General features: G+C 75.3%; 2 protein-coding genes. One reads left to right on the forward strand and one right to left on the reverse strand.

Annotated elements, in window-relative coordinates; all coding sequences use genetic code 11:
• Window positions 1-840: glutamate--cysteine ligase (locus L0B03_RS17665; RefSeq protein WP_250448296.1), on the reverse strand; the 840-nt coding region annotated here is incomplete at its 3' end.
• A gap of 132 nt (window positions 841-972) precedes the next feature.
• On the opposite strand from L0B03_RS17665, the gene L0B03_RS17670 reads away from it, so the two are divergent.
• Window positions 973-1534: alcohol dehydrogenase catalytic domain-containing protein (locus L0B03_RS17670; protein ID WP_250448298.1), on the forward strand; the 562-nt coding region annotated here is incomplete at its 3' end.

The raw sequence follows: 1534 nt of genomic DNA on the forward strand, positions 1-1534 counted from the left end.
GCGCAGCTGCTCCACCCGGACCACCGGAGCCGGGCGCCCGTGGGCGGCGTCGTCGGCCGCGGTGTCGACCAGGCCCCGGGCGAGCGCCGCGACGAGCACGGCGTCCTCGGCGTCGAGGCAGACGTCCGCCACCCGGATCTCCACGGTGGGGTAGCGGGCCGAGAGTCGAGCGTCGAAGTAGACCATGCCCGCGTCGAGGATCGTGCCCGTCGCGACCAGGTCCTCGACCGCCGCGTGGTACGCGTCCGCCGATCCGAATTGCGCCGTCGGGCCCGCGCTCGGCCACCGGTTCCACACCTGCGAGCGGTAGCTGGCGTAGCCGCTGTCAGCGCCGTGCCAGAAGGGCGAGTTGGAGCTGAGGGCCAGCAGCACCGGGAGCCAGGGACCGATCCGGTCGATGACCTGGACCCCCTCCTCGTCGGACTCGACCCCGACGTGGATGTGGCACCCGCAGGTCAGCTGCTCCCGGGCGGTCAGCGCGAACCGGCGGACGAGCTCCTCGTACCGAGGGTGCGGCGAGGTCGTGGGCTCGACCGCCACGGGTGACGTGCCCAGGGCTGCGATGCGAGCCCCTCCTCCCTGCGCCGCCCGCTGGGCCCGGGCTCGGGCGTGCCGAACCTCCTCGAGCACCTCGTCGAGCCCGGTGCGGGGCCGGGTGCCTGACTCGAGCTGCTGCTGGGTGAGCTCGCCCTCGACCTCGGGGCCGTCGGTCGAGGGGGCAGCGGTGTCCGGCGGGCGAGGGCTCGGGGTGATGGCCTTGATCGCAGCCCCGCTCGACGCGACGGGGGTGCCCCCGGCGTCCAGCAGGAGGTACTCCTCTTCGACTCCCACGGTGCGCATGCCCAGCAGTCTGGGTGCTGGTGCGCGCGCTGTCCTGCGGGGGCGGCCGGGGCTTCGGCCCTCTCGGGGTCCCACGGTGCGGCGCCGTGCTCCGCCTACGATCGTCGCACCGCCAAGAGTGAGGAAGGTCTCATGCGCGTAGCGCGCCTGCACGGGGTCGGCGACCTCCGCGTGACCGAGGAACCGTCCCCGGCACCGGGCCCCGGCGAGAGCCTGGTCGAGGTCCGAGCGGTCGGGCTCTGCGGCTCGGACCTGCACTGGTTCGTGGAGGGCGGCATCGGGGACGCCGAGCTGGGTGCGCCGCTGGTGCTGGGTCACGAGCTCGCCGGCGTCGTCCGGGGCGGGCCGCTCGACGGGCGTCTCGTCGCGGTCGACCCCGCTGTCCCGTGCGAGCGGTGCGAGAGCTGCCTCGAGGGGAACCGGAACCTGTGCCCGACCGTGCGGTTCGCGGGCCACGGCGCGCAGGACGGTGGCCTGCGCGAGCTGGCGACGTGGCCGACGCACCTGCTGCACCCCGCGCCCGACGCGTTCTCGGCAGCCGACGCGGCGATGCTCGAGCCGCTCGGGGTCGCCCTGCACGCGATGGACCTGGGTCGTGCGCGGCTCGGTGCGACGGTGGCCGTCGTCGGATGCGGGCCGATCGGGCTGTGCGTCGTGCAGCTCGCGCGGGCCGCGGGGGCCGGCCGGGTCGTCG

Source organism: Actinotalea sp. C106, from assembly GCF_023630195.1.
Taxonomy (GTDB): Bacteria; Actinomycetota; Actinomycetes; order Actinomycetales; family Cellulomonadaceae; genus Actinotalea.